This window comes from Variovorax sp. SG517 (genome assembly GCF_013376045.1).
Classification (GTDB): domain Bacteria; phylum Pseudomonadota; class Gammaproteobacteria; order Burkholderiales; family Burkholderiaceae_C; genus Variovorax.
Window position 1 is genome coordinate 181,228 of sequence record NZ_JABMJG010000003.1, and the last position, 15,847, is coordinate 197,074.

Below are 15,847 nucleotides of genomic sequence, written 5' to 3' on the forward strand. Positions count from 1 at the left end.
GCGGCTACTGCGAAATCTTCCGCCCCTCTTCGATCTGGTGCTCGAAGTAGCGCTGGAAGCTGAAGACGATGCTGGCCATCAGGATCGTGCTGCCGAAGAAAAGGGCCAGCACGACGGCGCCGATGGTGAACCAGTTGGTGCGGCCGGGTTCGGCGTCGGCCGGGGCGCTGGTGTTGAAGCGGGCGTTCCACTTCTCGGGCGTCATCAGGCCGTAGATGATCGCCATCAGCGCGCAGCCTGCGATGGTGAAGCCCAGCAGCGGTATCAGCGCCCAGCTCAGCCCGTCGTCCACGCCGTACATGCGCACGCGCTCGATGCCGTAGACGCCCAGCGCGGTGGGAATGGGCAGCAGCCAGCCTAGCCAGTCGCCCAGGCCGCGCAGGTAGAAGCGGTGCAGCCCCAGAGGGCCGCCGAGGAAGGAGAGCCAGGCGGCAACGGTCTTGTTTTTCATTCGGGTCTGGTGGTGCTGCCTTCGCCGAGCACCTTTTCCATCAATACGACGTCGCGCCATTCGCCGAACTTCCAGCCGCAGTCCTTCAGCACGCCGACGTGCGTGAAGCCCTGGCTGCGATGCACGCCGATGGAGCCTGCGTTGGCCGAGTCGCCGATCACCGCGATCAGCTTGCGCACGCCGGCTGCCTCGGCGGCCTGCGACAGCGCGGCCAGCAGCTTGGCGCCCAGACCCTTGCCGCGCGCTGACTCGGACACGTAGATCGAGTCTTCTGCAGAGAAACGGTATGCCGGGCGCGGCTTGAACCAGTTGCAGTAGGCAAAACCCAACACTTTTCCGTCTTCCTCGGCAACCAGGTAAGGCAGGTTCCTGGCCAGCACGTCGGCGCGGCGTGACGCCATGTCGGTGGGGGAGGGCGGCTCCGTCTCGAAGGTGCCGGTGCCGTGCAACACGTGGTGAGCGTAGATGGCGGTGATGGCTGCGACGTCTTCTTCGCGGCTGGGGCGGATGGCGAGGGGCATGCGGATGGAAACGAATGGCGCAGGGCCGGAATTGGGGGAAAGCGCTTGTCGGGCTATAATCGCGGGCTTTTCAGCGTGTCGCTGGCCGGGTGGCCATGTCGCGTGTCTCGACGCTGGAAGAACATTGTGAGCAGGCCTTCTTTTCATCCACTAGGCTTGCTGACCACCCAAGGATAAATCATGGTCGTCATTCGACTCTCCCGCGGCGGCTCCAAAGGCCGTCCGTTCTTCAACATCGTCGTGTCGGACAAGCGCGTTCGCCGCGATGGCCGTTTCATCGAGCGCCTGGGCTTCTACAACCCGACCGCCAAGGAAAACGAAGAAAGCATCCGTATCGCCCAGGACCGCCTGGCGTACTGGAAGAGCGTCGGCGCACAAGCTTCGCCCACCGTTCTGCGCCTGATCAAGCAAGCCGCCGCGGCAGCTCCCAAGGCGGCGGCCTAAGCCGCCCGCACGGCGATGCTGCCTGCACTCGAAGCCGCCGAATTGCCGGCGGATGCGATCGAAGTAGGGCGCATCGCCGACGCCTGGGGCATCAAGGGCTGGTTCAAGGTCCTGCCCCACAGCGCCCGGCCCGAGGCGCTTTTTTCTTCCAAGCGCTGGTTCCTGCAGGCTCCCGGAGCCTCGGCGAGCACAGCCTTCCGGCTCGCGATCCGCGAAGCCAAGGAACATTCCGACTGCATCGTCGCCACGTCCGCTGACGTGCCTGACCGCAACGCCGCCGAGGCGCTGCGCGGGGCGCGCGTGTTCGTGCCGCGCTCCAGCTTTCCCACCGCCGGCGACGACGAGTACTACTGGGTCGACCTGATCGGCCTGTCGGTGGTCAATCGTGAAGGCGTGGCGCTCGGCGCCGTGCGCGAGCTGCTCGCGACCGGCCCCCAGACCACGCTGGTGCTGGCCGCCGAAGAGGGCGGCAAGGCGATCGAGCGCATGGTGCCCTTCGTCTCCGCCTTCGTCGACAAGGTCGACCTGCCCGGGCGGCTCATCACGGTCGACTGGCAGCCGGACTACTGACCGGCGCCCGCGCGGCATGCGCTTCGACGTCCTCACGCTCTTTCCCGAAATGTTCGCGCCCTTCGTGGCCAGCGGCGTGACGCGCCGTGCCTACGAATCGAAGCAGGTCGAGGTGGTGCTGTGGAATCCGCGCGACTTCGCGCAGGGCAACTACAAGCGCGTGGACGACCGGCCGTTCGGCGGCGGCCCCGGCATGGTGATGATGGCGGAGCCGCTGGCGGCTTGCCTCGACGCGGCGCTCGCGGCGCGTGGCGCCGCCGGCGATGTGCCGGTCGTGCTTTTTTCCCCCATTGGCGAGGCGCTGCGGCACGAAGCGGTCGAGCGCTGGTCGGCCAGTGAAGGGGCGGTGCTGATCTGCGGGCGCTACGAGGGCATCGACCAGCGTTTCATCGACGCGCGCGTCACCCACCAGATCAGCCTTGGCGATTTCGTGCTTTCAGGCGGCGAGATTGCGGCGATGGCCCTGCTGGACGCCGTGGCCAGGCTGCAGCCTGGCGTGCTGGGCGACGAAGCCAGCCATGTGCAGGACAGTTTCAACCCCGCGCTCGATGGCCTGCTCGATTGCCCGCACTACACGCGGCCCGAGCAGTGGAACGGGCAGGGGGTGCCGGCGCCGCTGCTCTCGGGTCATCACGCCCAGATCGAGCGCTGGCGCCGCGATCAGCGGCTGGCAATCACGGCTGCCCGGCGGCCGGAATTGGTCGAGGCGGCGCGTGCCGCCGGACGGCTTGGCAAGGCCGATGAGGCTGCGCTCAAAAAAAAGCTATAATCCCGGGTTCCCCGATCCTCTGTCCGGCCGCGCCCGGTCTTCTTGCGGTTCTCCCCGCGAAAGCCAAAGGCGCCTTTTGTGCAGCCCGGCAAGATCGAATATCAGGAAATCATGAACCTCATCCAGACCCTCGAGCAGGAAGAAATCGCCCGTCTCGGCAAGACCATCCCCGATTTCATGCCCGGTGACACGGTCATCGTCAGCGTGAACGTCGTCGAAGGCACCCGCAAGCGCGTGCAGGCCTACGAAGGCGTCGTGATCGCCAAGCGCAATCGCGGCCTGAACAGCGGCTTCACCGTGCGCAAGATCTCCAGCGGCGAAGGCGTGGAACGTACGTTCCAGACCTACAGCCCGCTGATCGCCGGCATCGAAGTCAAGCGCCGTGGCGATGTGCGCCGCGCCAAGCTGTACTACCTGCGCGACCGCAGCGGCCGTTCGGCACGCATCAAGGAAAAGCTGCCGAGCAAGTCGACGGCTTCGACGGCCGCGTAAAGCAGCCTTCCTGCCGTGCAAAAAAGCCGCCGCTCTGGCGGCTTTTTGCGTTGTTGCCCCCGCTCGGCGACAACTTTCCCTTTTTCCGCTCTACTTCGTCTACCCCGACTCCGGTACCTTTCATCTCTTGACCAACTCATCCACCTCCCCGCAGGCCGCTTCCGCCGAAATCGTCAATGCCGTGGCGCCGCCCACGCTGATGCAGTTCGACCCGCGCAAGGTGCCTTTCGTGGCTGGGGAGGTCCAGGGGCTGCCGGCGGTACCGGCCTCGCAATTGACGGCCCAGGCACTGCGCTCGCGCTTCGCGAACCCGCCCGACTGGACGCCCGAGCTGCGCCGCGAGCCGAGGATGAGCGATCGCGTTCCCGCGCAGGCTGCCGTACTGGTGCCCATCGTGCAGCGCCCGCAGGGCGCGACGGTGCTGCTGACCGAGCGCACCTCGAACCTGTCGACGCATTCGGGGCAGGTGGCATTTCCCGGTGGCCGGGTCGACCCCGAGGACGCCAACATCGCGGCCGCCGCGTTGCGCGAGGCCTGGGAGGAAGTCGGCCTCTCCGCGCAGTACATCGAGGTGCTCGGCAGCCTGCCTACCTATACGACGGTGACTTCGTTCATCGTGACGCCGGTGGTTTCGCTGGTGCAGCCCGACTTCGAACTCACCATTAATCCTTATGAAGTAGCGCAGGCCTTCGAGGTGCCGCTCGCGTGGCTGATGGATCCGGCCAATCACCGCCACCACACCGTGCCCGCACCGGACGGCACACGGCGCCACTGGTATTCGATGCCCTATCAGGACGGTGCCGACGAGCGCTTCGTCTGGGGTGCGACCGCGGGCATGCTGCGCAATCTCTACCGTTTCCTCGCCGCCTGAGAAGAGCCTGAATGCGGCCTGAACCTTCAGGCGCGCTCGCTATCATCGAAGGATGAGCTTTTTTGCCATCCTGTGCGCGCTGCTGATCGAGCAGGTGCGGCCCCTGGGCCCGCACAACCCCGTGTACGGCGCGGTGCTGGCGTGGACACGCTGGACCAGCCGCAACTTCGATGCGGGCAAGCCGCACCACGGATGGATCGCCTGGGGTCTCGCGGTGTTCGTGCCCACGATCGGCGCACTGGGCATCCACTGGCTTCTGGTGCTCACGCTGGGCCTGCCGTTCGCGGTGCTCTGGAGCATTGCGGTGCTCTACGTCACGCTGGGCTTCCGGCAGTTCAGCCACCACTTCACCGACATCCGCGATGCGCTCGACGAAGGCGACGAGCCGCTGGCGCGCTCGCTGCTCGCGCACTGGCAGGGCGTCGACGCGGCAGACCTGCCGCGCAGCGAAATCGTGCGCCATGTCATCGAGCATTCGGTGATCGCCGCGCATCGCCATGTGTTCGGCGTGCTTGCATGGTTCTCCATCATCGCGGCCATCGGGCTCGGCCCGGCGGGCGCGGTGTTCTACCGCATGAGCGAATTCGTCTCCCGCTACTGGGCGCACAAGAACGGCGCCGCGGTTCAGCCCTCGAGTGTCGCGGTGCAGGAGGCGGCCGATCGTGCATGGCACGCGATCGACTGGTTGCCCGCGCGCATCACCGCGCTGGGCTTCGCGGTGGTCGGCAGCTTCGAGGAAGCGATCGACTGCTGGCGCAACGACGCACAGCGCTTTCCCAACGAGAACGACGGCGTGATCCTCGCGGCCACCTCCGGGGCCGTGAACGTGCGCCTGGGCGGCGGCTCGCTGCGTCCGATCCCGGTCGCCGATCCGCTTCCGCGCGCCCAGGCAGGCGAATCGCTGGCCGACGGCCGCCGCACCGACAGCGGCAGCACGCCTGGACGAGAGCCCGAGCCCGGCCACCTGCGCAGCGTGGTGGGCCTGGTCTGGCGCTCCGTCGTGATGTGGATGGTGCTGCTGGCCTTGCTGACGCTGGCTCGCCTGCTCGGCTGAGCGGCAAGGAGAACGCCAAGCCATGACGCAAGAAGGACAACCGGCGCCCGTCTTCTGGAGCCCGCGCATTGCCGCGCTCGAGCCCTACGTGCCCGGCGAACAGCCGCGCATCGACAACCTCGTCAAGCTCAACACCAACGAGAACCCGTATCCGCCGTCGCCAATGGCCATCGAGGCCATCCGCCGCGCGGCCGAGAACGGCCTGCAGCTCTATCCCGACCCCGCCTCGCTGGCCCTGCGCGAGGCCGTGGCGCGGCGGCACGGCCTGAGCGCCGACCAGGTGTTCGCCGGCAACGGCTCCGACGAAGTGCTGGCGCACGCGTTCTTCGCGTTCTTCCAGCAGGCCGAGCCGCTGCTGATGCCAGACGTGAGCTACAGCTTCTACAAGGTCTACGCGCAGCTCTACGGCATTGCCTGCGAGCAGCTACCTGTGGACGAGGGGCTGCGCATCGACGTCGACGCGCTCGCGGCGCGTGCGCGCCAGGGCTGCGCGGGCATCGTCATCGCGAACCCGAACGCGCCGACGGGCATCGGCCTGCCGCTGTCGCGCATCGAGCAGTTGCTCGAAGCCTGTCCCGATCGCGTGGTGCTGGTCGACGAGGCCTATGTCGACTTCGGCGGCGAAAGCGCGTTGCCGCTGATCGACAGGTATCCGAACCTGCTGGTGGTGCAGACCCTCTCCAAGTCTCGCTCGCTGGCCGGCCTGCGCGTCGGCTTCGCCTGCGGGCAGACGCACCTGGTCGATGCGTTGGTGCGCGTGAAGGACAGCTTCAACTCGTATCCGCTCGACCGGCTGGCATCCGCCGGCTCGGTCGCCGCGCTCGACGACGAGGACTGGTTTCGCAGTACCCGGAACAAGATCGTCGATACCCGCGAAGGACTCTGCCTCCAGCTCGAGGATCTGGGCTTCGAGGTGCTGCCGTCGCAGGCCAACTTCGTCTTCGCACGCCATCCGCAACGCGATGCGGCGGAACTGGCCTCGCTGCTGCGCCAGCGCGCGGTGCTGGTGCGGCATTTCAGGCAGCCGCGCATCGCGCAATACCTGCGCATCAGCATCGGCACGCGGGAACAGTGCAGCACGCTGGTGCGGCACCTGCAGGACATCCTCAATCCATCCGCCTGAAGGACTCACTGGCATGTCGACCTACGACACCGATCCACGCGCCGAGGCCTGTGCGAGCTTCTGGCAGGCCGTGAGCACCCGGCTCGAGAGCCTTCGCGCCTTGCCTGCCCGCGAACTGATGGAAGGGCTGAACTCGCTGCTGGAGCCTCACTTTCCGCGACTGGCCGCCGAGGTGGCCGGCGATCCGCCCGTGTTCAAGCTGGTGCTCACGGCACACGGATCGGTGGACGATTTCGAAGACCTGATGATGCTGGTGCAGAGCAGCCCGAAGCTGCCGAAGGTCGAGGTGGAGGCCTTTCGCCAGCGATCGCGCGACGGCTTCGGCATGCGCATGAACAACTTCGAGCTGGCGAGCTCCGAAGTCCTGGTGAAGCATCAAAGCTACCGCGGGCGGGTGGCGCTGGAGATCGGCTTCGCCAAGCCGATTCCGATGGACATGCAGGACCACGCCCGCCACATGAGCCTCATCATGCTCGACCACATCCTGGGCGAGTACGACTTCGCGGTGAAGGTGGGCGCGGTCGACTATTGCGAGGCCGACGCGCAGGCCGGTTTCGACGGCGTGCCGCTCGACGATTTCGTGCCGCTGTTCGACGCCTGCTGGCGCGACGAGCTCGGCCACACCGGGGTGTTTCCTCCGGGCGAGCACGCGTGGTCCGGCTTGAGCGCGACGCGCACCGCCGAGGACGGCCGCGAGATCGAGATGATCGTCATGCGCAACGACGTGGCGACCGCGCTGGTGGGGCGGGCCGACCTGTGCCACCGTCTGTCGGTGGCGATGCCGGTCGAGTCGGGCGAGGAACTGGACGAGGCGCGCGCCTACGAAGACCGGCTGACTGCGCGGCTGCAGGTGCACGAGGCCGGCTGCTGCACGCACGTGGTGCTGGAGGAGGGCGTGCGCACCGTTCACTTCCAGGTGGCCGACCCCGACAGCGCGATCTCGCAGGCGCAATCGCTGCAGGAAGACATGGATGTGGCGGTGGAGATGGAACTCGTCTTCGATCCCACTTGGCAGTCCTACCGGGTCTGGCTCGGCTGACGGGCGGGACGAAGCCGCCTCCGTTCAGTAGCGCTTCTGGCTCAGCTCGGCGAAGAGCTCGCCATAGATCCTGTAGCGGCTTGCGCTGATGGCGCCCGGCGCCGCGGCCGTTTCCACGTTCGCGATCACGCCGCAGCCCGGCTCGTGCAGGTGCGTGCAGTTGTAGAACTTGCAGTCGCCGGCATGCTCGGCGATGTCGGGCATGAGGCTGGCGAGCTGCATCGGCGCGATGTGGTTCAGGCCGAATTCCTGGAAGCCCGGCGAATCGATCAGGCCGGTGGTGCGGGCCTCGTCGATCCAGTACCAGGTGGTGCTGGTGGTCGTGTGCTTGCCCGAGTTGAGCGCCTGCGAGATCTCCTGCGTCAGCACGGCCGCACCCGGCACCAGCAGGTTGGTCAGCGTGCTCTTGCCAGAGCCCGAAGGGCCCAGCACCAGGGTGGACTTGCCTGCGAGCAGTTTCATCAGCGAGGCGTGGTCCGCTTCCGCCGAGGCCCTCAGCGACAGCGGCAGCACGCCGTGGTGCATGCGCCGATAGGGCGCGAGCCTGGCCCATGCGCGCTCGAAGGGTTCGACCAGATCGCTCTTGTTGAGCGCGATGATCGGCGCGATGCGCTCGGCCTCGGCGGCGATCAGCGCGCGGGCCAGCTGGTGCTCGGAGAACTCCGGCTCCGCCGCGATCAGGATCAGCACGTGGTCGAGGTTGGCCGCGAACGACTTGGTGCGGATCTCGTCCTGCCGGTAGAAGAGGTTGCGGCGCGGCAGTACTTGCTCGATGGTGCCTTCGTCCTCGCTGGGCTGCCAGCGCACCCTGTCGCCGACCACCGCCTGGCTCTTCTTGCCGCGCGGATGGCAGATCAGCCGCTCGCCGGAGGGCGTTTCGACGATGCAGTGGCGCCCGTGGCTGGCAACAACGAGGCCTTCGTGGAGGGCCTTCGCAGCGGCGGCTGCGGGCGCGGCGCGGCCAGGCTTAGCCAAGGGCGCGATCCGTCATCAGGCGGCGGGCGCGGCCCCGACCAGCGCGTCGGCCTGGCGGGCGCAGTCGAAGTCGGTGACCGACAGACCGTTCACGTCGTGCGTGTTGAAGCGCACCACGCAGCGGTTGTAGTGCACCGAAAGGTCGGGGTGATGGTCTTGCGTGTGCGCCACGAAGGCCAGCGCGTTCACGAAGGCGATGGTCTCGAAGTAGTCGGCGAAGCTGAAGGTCTTTTCGATGGCGACATCGGCGCCGTCGCCCGTGAGCTTCCAGCCGTCGAGGCGCGCCAGGGCGGACACGATCTCGGTGGCGCTCAGCGCGTTGCGGGGAGGGAGGTTCTTCCAGTCCTTGGGCTTGAACATGCTGCTCATGATGGGCTTCTTCGGAATGCGAGGGTTGGTCGGGTCATGCTGCCGCCGCCATGCGGGCGAGGCGCTCGGAAGCCGGGGGGTGCGAATAGTAGAACTTGACGAACACCGGGTCGGGCGTGAGCGTCGACGCGTTGTCCTGGTAGAGCTTGAGCAGGGCTGCCGACAGGTCGGCGCCGCTGGTCTGTGCCACCGCGTAGGCATCGGCCTCGAACTCGTGCTTGCGCGACAGCCGCGCGGGCAGCGGGGCGACGAAGAAGCCGAACACAGGCGCCGCGAGCATGAACAGCAGCAGCGCCAGCGCGCTGTTGGGCGCAGCCATGTTGGGCTGCACGCCCAGGCCCGTGTAGAACCAGGCTTGCGTCGACACCCAGCCCAGCAGCGCGAAGCCGGCCAGGCTCAGCGCGAACATCGCGACCAGCCGCTTCACGATGTGGCGATGCTTGAAATGGCCCAGTTCGTGCGCGAGCACCGCCTCCACCTCGCCGGCATTGAGCTGGCGCAGCAGCGTGTCGTAGAACACTACGCGCTTGCTGGCGCCGAAGCCGGTGAAGTAGGCATTGGCATGGGCGCTGCGCGTGCTGCCGTCCATCACGAACAGGCCCTTGGCCGCGAAGCCGCAGCGCTTCATGAGGGCGGTCACGCGCTCCTTGAGCGTGGGGTCGTCCAGCGGCTGGAACTTGTTGAACAGCGGCGCGATGAAAGTCGGGTAGATCAGCATCAGCAGCAGGTTGAAGCCCATCCACGCGCCCCAGGCCCACAGCCACCACAGTTGGCCGGCCGCGCCCATGAGCCAGAGGATCAATGCCGCGATGGGCAGGCCGATCACCGCGCCCAGGAGCGTGGACTTGAGCGTGTCGGCCAGCCAGAGCTTCCAGGTCATCTTGTTGAAGCCGAAGCGCTCCTCGAGCCTGAAGGTCTGCCAGAGCGTGAAGGGCAGTTCGAGCAGTCCGCCGATGGCCGCGAAGGCCGCCAGCAGCACCAGTTGCTGCACCATGCCGCCGCCGATCCAGCCCAGCAGGAGCTTGTTGAGCACGTCGAGGCCTCCCAACAGGGTCCAGCCCAGCAGCAGCGCCGCGCTCCATGCCATCTCGACCAGGCCGAAGCGCGCTTTGGCGATGGTGTAGTCGGCCGCCTTCTGGTGGGCGGCGAGGGTGATGGTCTGCGCGAAAGCGGCCGGCACGGTGCCTCGGTGCTGTGCCACGTGGCGGACCTGCCGCGTGGCCAGCCAGAACTTCACGAGCAGGCCCGCGACGATCGCTGCCGCGAAGGCGATGGTGAAGATGAGCGAATAGGACATGGATCGGCGAGTTTAGCCCTCGCTATCCGGGGCCGCAGCCCTTCGACGACAATCCTGCGATGCCCGAATCCCTTGAACCGACGCCCCTCGCAGCCCCGCCGACATTGAAGAAGAGCGACCAGAACCTGGTCTGGCTGGACTGCGAAATGAGCGGCCTCGACCCCGAGAAAGAGCGCCTGCTCGAAATCGCCGTGGTCGTCACCGGCCCCGACCTCACGCCCCGCATCGACGGCCCCGTGCTCGTCATCCACCAGAGCGACGCCGTGCTCGACGGCATGGATGCCTGGAACAAGGGCACCCATGGCCGCAGCGGCCTGATCGACAAGGTCAAGGCCTCCACCCTCGACGAGGCCGCCGCCGAGCAGCAACTGCTGGAATTCATCGCCAAATACATCCCGCGCAGCGGCTCGCCCATGTGCGGCAACACCATCGGGCAGGACCGGCGCTTCCTGGTCAAGTACATGCCCAAGCTGGAGGCTTATTTCCACTACCGGAACCTCGACGTGAGCACGCTGAAGGAGCTCGCCAAGCGCTGGAAGCCTGCCGCCTACAACAGCTTCAAGAAACAGCAGGCGCATACGGCGCTGGCTGACGTGCACGAGTCCATCGAGGAGCTTGCGCACTACCGCGAGACCTTTTTGCGCCTCACGGACTGAGTAAAGAGCAGGGATTAGGTAAAAACCCGAATCCATGCCATAATTGCGGGCTTCGCTGACAGGGCAGGTATTTTTGGCCCGGTGAGCGTTTCTCGCATCTCCCTATCTTGCACACCGCGCCCGATCGCATTCGCTGATCAAAAAGGGCCGCAGCCTCGGGCACCCGCCCGGAGTTGAATGTCGTTGGATGGTTGATGTTTTTAACCACCCAACGGGGCGCCGTCCACGGCGGCGCTCGCGTTTGAGATTGAAATTCATGACCGACGCTTTTGAAGCGCAGGGCGAGTTCGCGCCTGTGCAATCCGCTACCCACAACGAATTCACCGCCGCCACGGACACTGTTTCCGAGGCGCCCATCCTCGAAGCGCTGGACGGCGCCGCTCCCGAAGCTGCTGCGGCCGAAGAACCCGCCGCTCCCAACGGCTTCATCAAGCTGGGCCTCGCCCCCGAGCTGATCGCCGCCGTGGCGGACATGGGCTTCACCCAGCCCACCGCCGTGCAGGAAAAGGTCGTTCCCATCGCCATGGGCGACCAGGACGGCGCAGCCAAGTCGGCGCGCTTCGTCGACCTGATGGTCTCCAGCCAGACCGGCTCGGGCAAGACCGCAGCCTTCCTGCTGCCCGTGCTGCACACCCTCATCAAGCGCCAGGCCGAAGCCGAAGCAGAGGCGAAGGCCGAGTTCCAGCGCCTGGCCGAAGAGGCCGCTGCCCGCGGCGAAGCTCCTCCCAAGAAGCCGAAGCGCAAGGACCCGACCAACGCCCGCCATTTCAAGGCGGCCACGCCCGGCGCCCTGGTGCTGTGCCCCACGCGTGAACTCGCGCAACAGGTCGCGCACGACGCCATCGAACTGGTTCGCCACTGCCGCGGCCTGCGCATCGCGAACGTGGTGGGCGGCATGCCCTACCAGCTCCAGATCGCCCGCCTGCAGAACGCCGACCTCGTGGTCGCCACGCCGGGCCGCCTGCTGGACCTGCAGCGCTCGATGCAGATCAAGCTCGACCAGGTCAAGTTCCTGGTGGTCGACGAGGCCGACCGCATGCTCGACCTGGGCTTTGCCGACGACCTGGCCGAAATCAACCAGCTCACCATCGAGCGCCAGCAGACCATGATGTTCAGCGCCACCTTCGCGCCGCGCATCCAGCAGCTGGCCGCCCGCGTGATGCGCGAGCCGCAGCGCGTGACCATCGACAGCCCGCAGGAAAAGCACGCCAACATCAAGCAGGTGCTGTTCTGGGCCGACAACGCCCAGCACAAGCGCAAGCTGCTCGACCACTGGCTGCGCGACACCAGCATCAACCAGGCCATCGTGTTCGCGAGCACGCAGGTCGAGTGCGACGGCCTCGCCAATGACCTGCAGCAGGACGGCTTCAGCGCCGTCGCGCTGCACGGCGCCCTGAGCCAGGGCCTGCGCAACCGCCGCCTGATGGCGCTGCGCAACGGCCAGGTGCAGATCCTGGTGGCCACCGACGTCGCCGCGCGCGGCATCGACGTGCCGACCATCACCCACGTCTTCAACTTCGGCCTGCCGATGAAGGCCGAGGACTACACCCACCGCATCGGCCGCACCGGCCGTGCCGGTCGCGACGGCATCGCCGTCACCTTCGCGGAGTTCCGCGATCGCCGCCGGATCATGGACATCGAGCACTACAGCCGCCAGCAGTTCAAGGCCGAAGTGATTCCGGGCATGGAACCGCAGCAGCGCATGCCGCAGTCGCGCCCTGATTTCGGTGGCCGCGGCGGCCGTGACGGCCATTCGCGCGACCGCAAGTTCGGCGGTGGCGGTGGTGGCTACCGTGGCGGCAACGGCGGCGGCTATGCCGGCGCCAGCGGCTTCAACGACCGCAACTCGCGTGGCCCGGGTGCATCGGGCCCGCGCGGCGGCTATCAGGGCCAGAACGCCGGTTTCGGCGGCGGCCGTGAAGAAGGCGGCAACGGCGGCGGCTACGGCCGCAAGCCGGGCTGGGGCGACAGCGCTCCGCGCAGTGGCCACGGTCACGGCGGCGGCCGTGGCGACGGCGGCTTCGCGCCCCGTGGCAATGGCGCCGGCCATGGCGGCCCGGGCAAGGTGTTCGTGCCCCGCGACGCCCAGAAGCGTGCGTTCAAGCCCAGCCGCTGATCCGTCCCGGCACGCAGCCTGATGGCTGCACCATCCTTGCGAAAGCCCGCGTTCTCACGAGCGCGGGCTTTTTTCGTTTCGGGCGCGTTCCGGGTTTCCGAGCACGCCGATCTCGTCGAGTTTGATTGACATCTGAATCGATGAAAAGTAATGTAATGGCGCATTGCTTCCCCGGAGTCGCCCCGCGGCCGCCGGTTCATCGACACCTGCTTTTCGACTTTCGACATGAAAATTGCGATTCTTGGGGGTGGTCATGGCGCCTACGCGGCTGCCGCGGACCTGTCTGAAACCGGCCATGAAGTGCGCCTGTGGCGCCGCGATGCCGCAGCGCTCCAGCCGCTGACGCGCGCCGGCGCGATCACGCTGAAGGACGCCGACGGCTCGCGCGAGGTGCCCATCGCGCTCGCCACCGCCGACATCGGCGCCGCCATGCAGGGCGCCGAGCTGATCGTCATCCCGACCCCCGCCATCGCCCAGCACGACATCGCTCTTGCCATGGCGCCGCATCTGGTCGACGGCCAGGTCGTCTTCCTGCCTCCGGGCACCTTCGGCAGCTACGTGATGGCGCGCACCGTGAAGGACGCCGGCAGCCGCGCCGACGTCGCCTGGGCCGAAACCGGCACCTTGCCCTACCTGGCGCGCAAGCACGGCGAGCGCGAGGTGAACGTCACCATCCGCGCGATCCGCCTGCCGACCGGCGTCTATCCGGCCCGCAAGGAGGCGCAGGCGATCGAGGTGATCCGCAGGGCCTATCCGGCGGTGCACGGCTGCGGCGATGCGCTCTCGGGCGCGCTGATGAACGCGGGCCCCGTCATCCACCCGCCGCTGATGGTGATGAACGCCGCGCCGCTGCAGCACTTCGAGCGCTGGGACATCCACAACGAAGGCACGCAGCGCGCCGTGCGCGACGTGACCGACCGGCTCGACCAGGAGCGCATCGCGGTGCGCGAAGCCTTCGGGCAGGGAGCGCCGCACTATCCGCTGGCCGACCACTACAACAACGACCGTTGGATGTACGGCGATGCGCACAAGCAGCTCGTCAAGTCGGGCGACTGGCGCGAGAACATCGACCTGCACACGCACCGCTACATCACCGAGGACACAGAACTCGGCCTCGCCTTCCTCGCCTCCGCCGCGCGCCATGCGGGCGTGGATGCGCCCATCGCGCACGGTCTGCTGGCCATCGTCGGCGGCTTTCTCGGGCGCGACCTGCGGCGCGGCCCCCGTACCTTCGAGAGCCTGGGCTTCGCCGGCCTGAGCACCGCGCAGCTCAAGCAGAGGCTCCACGATGGCGAATGAAACCGCCTCGCTGCCTCGCTTCGCGGCCGTGGGCGCGGGCCGCATGGGACGCGGCATCGCCATCGCGTTCGCCTATGCCGGCCACCGCATCTCGCTGATCGACCTGCGCCAGCGCACCGACGAAGCGTGGCAGCGGCTGCGCGACGAAGCGAAGGCCGAGATCGACGCCAGCCTCTCGGGGCTCGCGCAGCTCGGCGTGATCGGCAAGTCGCAGATCGCCGACATCGCTGCGCGCGTCGATTTCGTCGATGCCGCCGCCGCCCCGCGGGCGCTGGCCGCAGCCGAGCTCGTGTTCGAGGGCGTGCCCGAAACCATGGAGGCCAAGCGCGATGCCTTCGAGCAGCTCAACCGCCATTGCCGCGACAACGCGATCCTCACCTCGACCACCAGCAGCATCCTGGTGACGCAACTCGCGTCGCTGGTGCGGCTGCCCGGCCGCTTTCTCAACATGCACTGGCTCAACCCGGCCTACGTGATCCCCGTGGTCGAGCTGAGCTGCCACCCCGGCACCGACGCCGCGGTGCTCGCACGCACCAAGGCGCTGATGGAAGAGATCGGCAAGCTGCCTGTGGTCTGCGGCGCGTCGCCCGGCTACATCGTGCCCCGCCTGCAGGCGCTGGTGATGAACGAGGCCGCGCGGATGATCGAGGAGGGCGCTGCCACGGCGGAAGAAATCGACAAGGCCACGCGTTACGGCCTGGGCCTGCGCTTCGCGGCGCTCGGCGTGGTGGAGTTCATCGACTTCGGCGGCTGCGACATCCTGCATCACGCGAGCCGCGAGATGTCCGCCTCGCTCGACGCCGGCCGCTACACCGCGCCGGCGATCGTCGGGCAGATGGTCGAGCAGGGGCGGCTGGGCCTCAAGAGTGGCAGCGGCTTCTACGACTACGAGGGCCGCGACGTCGCGGCCTATCGTCGCGACGTACTCTCGCGCACGCTCGGCGAGCTGCGGCATGCGGGCCTGTGGCGCGCACCTGCCGACCGGACATTGTCATGAGCATCAGCATCCGCCGCGCATTCGCAGATCTGTCTGTGGGGCAGGTGCACTACGCGGCATGTGGCGACCCGACGGCACCGGCCGTGCTGCTGCTGCACCAGTCGCCGCGCAGCTGGACCGAATACCGCGCGGTGCTGCCGCTGATCGGCGTGCGCCGCAGGGCCATCGCGATGGACACGGCCGGCTTCGGCGATTCCGCCGATGGCGGCGTGCCGGCGAGCATCGAGCAATGGGCGCGCGTGGCCTGCGAGCTGCTCGATGCGCTCGGCATCGAGAAGGTCGACGTGGTGGGGCATCACACTGGCGGCGTCATCGCGGTCGAGCTTGCCGCGGCGTTTCCGCAGCGCGTTCGCAGCCTGGTGCTGTCATCCACGCCTTACACCGACGAGCCCTTTCGCAAGGCGCGTGCGCAGCGTCCGCCCATCGACGAAGTCGCGCCGAGCGAAGACGGAACGCATCTTGCCGCGCTCTGGCAGAAGCGCCAGGGCTTTTATCCGGCCGGTCGTCCTGAGCTGCTCGAAGCCTTCGTGCTCGACGCATTGAAGGTCGCGCGTGTCGAGGAAGGGCACCGTGCCGTGGCGTCGTACCGCATGGAAGAGCGCATCGGCGGCATCGCGCAGCCGGTGCTGATCGTGCGTGCGACCGACGACCCTTTCGCTGCTCCCCATGCCGCCGAACTGCAGCACCACCTTCCGCAGGCGCGCATCGCCGACATCGAAGGCGGCATGGTGCCGCTGCCCGATCAGATGCCCGACGCCTTCGCGCGCACGGTGCTCGATTTTCTGGAGAACCTGCCTTGAAAGC

At 67.5% G+C, this 15,847-nt stretch carries 19 protein-coding genes; 13 read left to right on the forward strand and 6 right to left on the reverse strand.

Going from position 1 to position 15,847, the window contains the following annotated elements:
* Nucleotides 1–4: 4 nt before the first annotated feature.
* Nucleotides 5–451: a TM2 domain-containing protein gene (locus FHT32_RS10290; protein WP_176664533.1), complete on the reverse strand. Its 447-nt coding sequence runs from the start codon at nt 449–451 to the stop codon at nt 5–7.
* On the reverse strand, nt 448–972 hold the full coding sequence (locus FHT32_RS10295; protein WP_176664534.1) for a GNAT family N-acetyltransferase: 525 nt from the start codon (nt 970–972) through the stop codon (nt 448–450). The genes FHT32_RS10290 and FHT32_RS10295 overlap by 4 nt, the downstream gene beginning before the upstream one ends.
* Nucleotides 973–1,152: 180 nt before the next feature.
* Between FHT32_RS10295 and rpsP the strand changes: the two genes are divergently transcribed.
* The 8 genes from rpsP (at nt 1,153) to FHT32_RS10335 (ending at nt 7,334) form a co-directional block, all read left to right on the forward strand.
* Nucleotides 1,153–1,416: a 30S ribosomal protein S16 gene (gene rpsP, locus FHT32_RS10300; protein ID WP_007831311.1), complete on the forward strand. Its 264-nt coding sequence runs from the start codon at nt 1,153–1,155 to the stop codon at nt 1,414–1,416.
* A gap of 15 nt (nt 1,417–1,431) precedes the next feature.
* Nucleotides 1,432–1,986 (forward strand): ribosome maturation factor RimM, encoded by a 555-nt coding sequence (rimM, locus tag FHT32_RS10305; RefSeq protein ID WP_176664535.1) that lies wholly within the window; start codon nt 1,432–1,434, stop codon nt 1,984–1,986.
* A 16-nt stretch (nt 1,987–2,002) separates the two neighbouring features.
* Nucleotides 2,003–2,755, forward strand: a complete 753-nt coding sequence (gene trmD / locus FHT32_RS10310; RefSeq protein WP_176664536.1) for a tRNA (guanosine(37)-N1)-methyltransferase TrmD — start codon at nt 2,003–2,005, stop codon at nt 2,753–2,755.
* Nucleotides 2,756–2,866: 111 nt separating this feature from the next.
* The gene (gene rplS / locus FHT32_RS10315) at nt 2,867–3,247 is read left to right on the forward strand and encodes a 50S ribosomal protein L19 (protein WP_176664537.1); all 381 of its coding nucleotides are present in this window, start codon (nt 2,867–2,869) and stop codon (nt 3,245–3,247) included.
* A 127-nt stretch (nt 3,248–3,374) separates the two neighbouring features.
* The gene (locus tag FHT32_RS10320) at nt 3,375–4,118 is read left to right on the forward strand and encodes a CoA pyrophosphatase (protein WP_176664538.1); all 744 of its coding nucleotides are present in this window, start codon (nt 3,375–3,377) and stop codon (nt 4,116–4,118) included.
* A gap of 52 nt (nt 4,119–4,170) precedes the next feature.
* On the forward strand, nt 4,171–5,172 hold the full coding sequence (locus FHT32_RS10325; protein WP_176664539.1) for a CobD/CbiB family protein: 1,002 nt from the start codon (nt 4,171–4,173) through the stop codon (nt 5,170–5,172).
* A 22-nt stretch (nt 5,173–5,194) separates the two neighbouring features.
* Nucleotides 5,195–6,295 carry a histidinol-phosphate transaminase gene (gene hisC / locus FHT32_RS10330; RefSeq protein WP_176664540.1) on the forward strand — a complete coding sequence of 367 codons (1,101 nt, stop codon included), beginning with the start codon at nt 5,195–5,197 and terminating at the stop codon, nt 6,293–6,295.
* Nucleotides 6,296–6,308: 13 nt separating this feature from the next.
* The gene (locus FHT32_RS10335) at nt 6,309–7,334 is read left to right on the forward strand and encodes a hypothetical protein (RefSeq protein ID WP_176664541.1); all 1,026 of its coding nucleotides are present in this window, start codon (nt 6,309–6,311) and stop codon (nt 7,332–7,334) included.
* 24 nt (nt 7,335–7,358) lie between these two features.
* On the opposite strand, the gene rsgA is transcribed toward FHT32_RS10335, so the two are convergent.
* The 3 genes from rsgA to FHT32_RS10350 are packed head-to-tail and all read right to left on the reverse strand — an operon-like array spanning nt 7,359 to nt 9,975.
* A complete protein-coding gene (gene rsgA / locus FHT32_RS10340; RefSeq protein WP_176664542.1) occupies nt 7,359–8,309 on the reverse strand; it encodes a ribosome small subunit-dependent GTPase A in 951 nt (316 codons plus the stop codon).
* 15 nt (nt 8,310–8,324) lie between these two features.
* Nucleotides 8,325–8,678 carry a 4a-hydroxytetrahydrobiopterin dehydratase gene (locus tag FHT32_RS10345; protein WP_176664543.1) on the reverse strand — a complete coding sequence of 118 codons (354 nt, stop codon included), beginning with the start codon at nt 8,676–8,678 and terminating at the stop codon, nt 8,325–8,327.
* 34 nt (nt 8,679–8,712) lie between these two features.
* The gene (locus FHT32_RS10350; RefSeq protein WP_176664544.1) at nt 8,713–9,975 is read right to left on the reverse strand and encodes a M48 family metallopeptidase; all 1,263 of its coding nucleotides are present in this window, start codon (nt 9,973–9,975) and stop codon (nt 8,713–8,715) included.
* Nucleotides 9,976–10,034: 59 nt separating this feature from the next.
* Between FHT32_RS10350 and orn the strand changes: the two genes are divergently transcribed.
* Nucleotides 10,035–10,631, forward strand: a complete 597-nt coding sequence (gene orn / locus FHT32_RS10355; RefSeq protein WP_176664545.1) for an oligoribonuclease — start codon at nt 10,035–10,037, stop codon at nt 10,629–10,631.
* Nucleotides 10,632–10,887: 256 nt separating this feature from the next.
* Complete coding sequence (locus FHT32_RS10360) at nt 10,888–12,747, forward strand: DEAD/DEAH box helicase (protein WP_176664546.1); 1,860 nt, start codon at nt 10,888–10,890, stop codon at nt 12,745–12,747.
* Nucleotides 12,748–12,801: 54 nt separating this feature from the next.
* Here the strand turns inward: FHT32_RS10360 and FHT32_RS10365 are convergent, their stop codons facing one another.
* Nucleotides 12,802–13,002, reverse strand: a complete 201-nt coding sequence (locus tag FHT32_RS10365) for a hypothetical protein (protein ID WP_176664547.1) — start codon at nt 13,000–13,002, stop codon at nt 12,802–12,804.
* Between FHT32_RS10365 and FHT32_RS10370 the strand changes: the two genes are divergently transcribed.
* The 3 genes from FHT32_RS10370 to FHT32_RS10380 are packed head-to-tail and all read left to right on the forward strand — an operon-like array spanning nt 12,973 to nt 15,843.
* Nucleotides 12,973–14,046, forward strand: coding sequence for an NAD/NADP octopine/nopaline dehydrogenase family protein (locus tag FHT32_RS10370; protein ID WP_176664548.1), 1,074 nt, complete (start codon nt 12,973–12,975; stop codon nt 14,044–14,046). The genes FHT32_RS10365 and FHT32_RS10370 overlap by 30 nt on opposite strands.
* On the forward strand, nt 14,036–15,043 hold the full coding sequence (locus tag FHT32_RS10375) for a 3-hydroxybutyryl-CoA dehydrogenase (protein ID WP_176664549.1): 1,008 nt from the start codon (nt 14,036–14,038) through the stop codon (nt 15,041–15,043). Before FHT32_RS10370 ends, FHT32_RS10375 begins: the two co-directional genes overlap by 11 nt.
* On the forward strand, nt 15,040–15,843 hold the full coding sequence (locus FHT32_RS10380) for an alpha/beta fold hydrolase (protein WP_176664550.1): 804 nt from the start codon (nt 15,040–15,042) through the stop codon (nt 15,841–15,843). Before FHT32_RS10375 ends, FHT32_RS10380 begins: the two co-directional genes overlap by 4 nt.
* The last annotated feature ends 4 nt before the right edge of the window (nt 15,844–15,847 follow it).

What these genes read in the sequence shown, in the direction of transcription:
- FHT32_RS10290 (WP_176664533.1), bottom strand. Translation starts at nt 451, where the DNA reads ATGAAAAACAAGACCGTTGCCGCCTGGCTCTCCTTCCTCGGCGGCCCT.
- FHT32_RS10295 (WP_176664534.1), bottom strand. Translation starts at nt 972, where the DNA reads ATGCCCCTCGCCATCCGCCCCAGCCGCGAAGAAGACGTCGCAGCCATC.
- rpsP (WP_007831311.1), top strand. Translation starts at nt 1,153, where the DNA reads ATGGTCGTCATTCGACTCTCCCGCGGCGGCTCCAAAGGCCGTCCGTTC.
- rimM (WP_176664535.1), top strand. Translation starts at nt 1,432, where the DNA reads ATGCTGCCTGCACTCGAAGCCGCCGAATTGCCGGCGGATGCGATCGAA.
- trmD (WP_176664536.1), top strand. Translation starts at nt 2,003, where the DNA reads ATGCGCTTCGACGTCCTCACGCTCTTTCCCGAAATGTTCGCGCCCTTC.
- rplS (WP_176664537.1), top strand. Translation starts at nt 2,867, where the DNA reads ATGAACCTCATCCAGACCCTCGAGCAGGAAGAAATCGCCCGTCTCGGC.
- FHT32_RS10325 (WP_176664539.1), top strand. Translation starts at nt 4,171, where the DNA reads ATGAGCTTTTTTGCCATCCTGTGCGCGCTGCTGATCGAGCAGGTGCGG.
- hisC (WP_176664540.1), top strand. Translation starts at nt 5,195, where the DNA reads ATGACGCAAGAAGGACAACCGGCGCCCGTCTTCTGGAGCCCGCGCATT.
- FHT32_RS10335 (WP_176664541.1), top strand. Translation starts at nt 6,309, where the DNA reads ATGTCGACCTACGACACCGATCCACGCGCCGAGGCCTGTGCGAGCTTC.
- FHT32_RS10345 (WP_176664543.1), bottom strand. Translation starts at nt 8,678, where the DNA reads ATGAGCAGCATGTTCAAGCCCAAGGACTGGAAGAACCTCCCTCCCCGC.
- FHT32_RS10350 (WP_176664544.1), bottom strand. Translation starts at nt 9,975, where the DNA reads ATGTCCTATTCGCTCATCTTCACCATCGCCTTCGCGGCAGCGATCGTC.
- orn (WP_176664545.1), top strand. Translation starts at nt 10,035, where the DNA reads ATGCCCGAATCCCTTGAACCGACGCCCCTCGCAGCCCCGCCGACATTG.
- FHT32_RS10360 (WP_176664546.1), top strand. Translation starts at nt 10,888, where the DNA reads ATGACCGACGCTTTTGAAGCGCAGGGCGAGTTCGCGCCTGTGCAATCC.
- FHT32_RS10370 (WP_176664548.1), top strand. Translation starts at nt 12,973, where the DNA reads ATGAAAATTGCGATTCTTGGGGGTGGTCATGGCGCCTACGCGGCTGCC.
- FHT32_RS10365 (WP_176664547.1), bottom strand. Translation starts at nt 13,002, where the DNA reads ATGACCACCCCCAAGAATCGCAATTTTCATGTCGAAAGTCGAAAAGCA.
- FHT32_RS10375 (WP_176664549.1), top strand. Translation starts at nt 14,036, where the DNA reads ATGGCGAATGAAACCGCCTCGCTGCCTCGCTTCGCGGCCGTGGGCGCG.
- FHT32_RS10380 (WP_176664550.1), top strand. Translation starts at nt 15,040, where the DNA reads ATGAGCATCAGCATCCGCCGCGCATTCGCAGATCTGTCTGTGGGGCAG.